Below are 3,210 nucleotides of genomic sequence, written 5' to 3' on the forward strand. Positions count from 1 at the left end.
CACAGACCCATTCGTGCTTTGATATTGACTCCAACACGAGAATTGGCAGCTCAAATATTAGCTAATATCAAAGAATACAGTGAGTTTGTAGATATACGCAGCGCAGTAATTTTTGGAGGCGTAAACCAAAATCCACAAGTAGCTCAATTGCGTCAAGGCATCGATATTTTAGTAGCAACTCCGGGTCGATTAATCGATTTGCAAAATCAAGGTTTAGTTACACTGTCTAAAGTTGAAATTTTGGTTTTGGATGAAGCAGATCGAATGCTGGATATGGGATTTTTACGAGATATTGAACGCATTATGAAAGTATTGCCTTTAAAAAGGCAAAACCTGATGTTTTCGGCAACCTTTTCAAAAGACATCAAGAAATTGGCAATGGGTATTTTGCACCATCCAGTTCAGGTGGAAGCCACGCCAGAAAACACGACAGTTGACGCTATTATCCAAAAAGTATATCCTTGTGCCAAAGAGAAAAAAACAGAATTGATAATCAAATTAATTACAGAAGGCAACTGGAAACAGATTTTGGTTTTTACCCGAACCAAACAAGGCGCTAATAAACTTACTGAAAGTATGATTATTGCTGGTATAAAAGCAGCAGCAATCCACGGTAATAAAGGTCAAGGTGCAAGAACGAAAGCCTTAGCCAGTTTTAAAAACGGAAGTTTGACCGCTTTGGTAGCTACCGATATTGCAGCTCGTGGTTTGGACATTCCATTATTGCCGCACGTTGTTAATTTTGAATTGCCCAATATTCCTGAAGATTACGTTCACCGAATTGGTAGAACAGGAAGAGCTGGAGCAAGTGGAGAAGCTATATCGTTGTTTAGTCCAGACGAAACTGTTTTCTTGCGTGATATCGAGAAATTGGTGGGTTTGAAATTGCCAAAGGAAAATATTGCGGGTTTTGAACCAGATCCTAACGCTTCAACGGAACCAATTAAACAAGGCCAAGGGAGACAACAACGGAATTCAACCCCGAAAAAACCAAATCCTAATAATGCTAACCGTAGCACTAATAATAGTTTTGGTCCAAGACGTCCACAACAAAATAATGATAGACGTTCTAATAGATAATTCAATTATCTATTAGTCATTAGTCCTATTCACAAAATTTTCGCTTTTTGAGAAAAAAAGGGAAGAATGATAATATAAATTTTTACTCATAAAAAGCAGTTTATAGTACGTTTTAGAATACTAATATTAGAATAATTATGGTAAAATTTATTCTAATATTCGTATAGTTATTTTAGGATAATTCAAACAGAAATCAAGCTAACCGTATTTACGAATTAGGCAAAAGTTGTCTGTATAATTGGATGCGTAAATATGGATCTATGAATTATCAACAAAATATTAAGCGAAAAATCTTTTCCAACCTACAAAAACGGACTGTTGTAACAGCTATAGAGCAAGGTCGGATGAGTATAAAAGAGGCACAAACTGCCTATGGAGTCAAAAATGAAAAAATAATCCGGAACTGGCTCACGCAATACAAAACAGAAAAAGTCGAACTTTGTATTGTAACGGAACCAAAAATGGCTAAAAAAACCAAACCATTCAGTACAGCACAAGCTGAAGCTTTAAAAAAGGCACTGGAGGAAGCAGAACTGAAGATCAAGGCGCTTAATACGCTTATTGATGTGGCTGAAGAACAGCTTAAAATTGACATCAGAAAAAAGTCTGGTGCCAAGCAGTCCTCAAAATGAAACACGATTATCCCAGGTCAGGGATAGGTGTGTTATGTAGACTGTTTGGCAAAACAAGACATGCTTACTATGATGCTTTATGGCGAAAGGAAAATAGTTTAGTCAGGGAAGATGTTATTCTTCAGGAAGTCATTGCAATGCGTAATAATATGCCAAGGATTGGCACCCGTAAGCTGCACTTTCTTTTACAAACCTCATTGGAATCTCACAAGATAAAAATAGGCAGGGATTATCTTTTTGATTTACTTTCGGAGCATAAATTATTGGTTCGGCAACGCAAAAGGAAAGCCATTACAACGGACTCAAGGCATTGGATGCGAAAATACAGTAATCTAATCAGGAATATGCCTGTGACAAGGCCTGAACAGGTTTGGGTAAGTGATATAACTTATATTAGGTTAACGAACCAATGGGGTTATTTAAGTTTAATCACCGATGCTTATTCCCGAAAGATTATAGGATATTGTTTTCGTAATGACCTGATGGCCGAAGGATGTATTGAAGCATTACAAATGGCTTTGAAAAACAGAATGTACCACGAACCAATCATTCATCATTCAGATAGAGGTTCTCAGTATTGTTCACACCAATATGTAAATCTGCTAAATCAAAACACTATTGGAATTAGTATGACTGAAAATGGAGATCCTTATGAAAATGCATTGGCTGAACGTGTAAACGGGATCATTAAAACAGAGTTCAATCTTCATAGTAGTCAGTTAGGTTTTGAACAAACCTATAACCAGATAAAGAGAAGTATTAAAGTCTATAATGAAATAAGGCCACATTCTAGTTGTGATTACCTTACCCCAAATCAAGCTCATCTGCAATCAGAGAACTTGAAGAAAAGATGGAAGAATTATAATAAAAAATATAACATTGAAAAAGCAGGTGTATAGTAAGTTTAGGATTAATAATTATATTTGTATAGCTATAATAGGATTTATTTAATAACCTGTATAGTTATTTTAGGACGGGTCAAGTTCATACCAAAGCCTAGTCAAAGCCCACTCAAAGCCCAGTATAGTGTATGAAAAGTGCATGATAAATTTATCAAAAATTAACCATCATTTTACATCGAATTGTACCTTAAAATTAACACTAATTTTACCCCGCTACCACTCGGAATCCTTTCGGGTGATATGTTGCCTAAGAATGAGCTAATAAATCACCCCAACCATCCATCTCTATCCAAACTTCTATACTGAATCGCTTCGGCAATGTGTGAAGAAATCACTTTTGGAGCTGCTTCTAAATCGGCAATTGTTCTGGCTACTTTCAGGATTCTATCGTAAGCGCGAGCCGAAAGATTCAAGCGTTCCATTGCAGTTTTTAACAATTGTTTTGAAACATCATCAAGAGCGCAATATTCCCTGATGTGTTTGGTGTTCATTTGCGCATTGTAATGGATATTTTCCATTTGCATAAAACGTTCCGTTTGGATTTCGCGTGCAGCTGTAACGCGTTTCCGAATATCGACACTGCTTTCGGCTTTTTG

The 3,210-nt window shown here is 36.5% G+C and carries 3 protein-coding genes and 1 pseudogene; 3 read left to right on the plus strand and 1 reads right to left on the minus strand.

The window, feature by feature from the left end; translation table 11 throughout:
• The 3 genes from ACH2BV_RS05165 to ACH2BV_RS05175 all read left to right on the plus strand — a co-directional run.
• On the plus strand, positions 1–1,080 hold a 1,080-nt coding region (locus tag ACH2BV_RS05165), incomplete at its 5' end, for a DEAD/DEAH box helicase (RefSeq protein ID WP_395049658.1).
• 260 nt (positions 1,081–1,340) lie between these two features.
• Positions 1,341–1,712: a hypothetical protein gene (locus ACH2BV_RS05170; protein WP_395049659.1), complete on the plus strand. Its 372-nt coding sequence runs from the start codon at positions 1,341–1,343 to the stop codon at positions 1,710–1,712.
• Positions 1,709–2,611, plus strand: coding sequence for an IS3 family transposase (locus tag ACH2BV_RS05175; RefSeq protein ID WP_395049660.1), 903 nt, complete (start codon positions 1,709–1,711; stop codon positions 2,609–2,611). The genes ACH2BV_RS05170 and ACH2BV_RS05175 overlap by 4 nt, the downstream gene beginning before the upstream one ends.
• A 269-nt stretch (positions 2,612–2,880) precedes the next feature.
• On the opposite strand, the pseudogene ACH2BV_RS05180 reads toward ACH2BV_RS05175, so the two are convergent.
• Positions 2,881–3,210: pseudogene (locus ACH2BV_RS05180) on the minus strand (magnesium chelatase); the annotation flags it as partial.

The sequence above is a fragment of the Flavobacterium sp. genome, from assembly GCF_043780635.1.
Taxonomy (GTDB): domain Bacteria; phylum Bacteroidota; class Bacteroidia; order Flavobacteriales; family Flavobacteriaceae; genus Flavobacterium.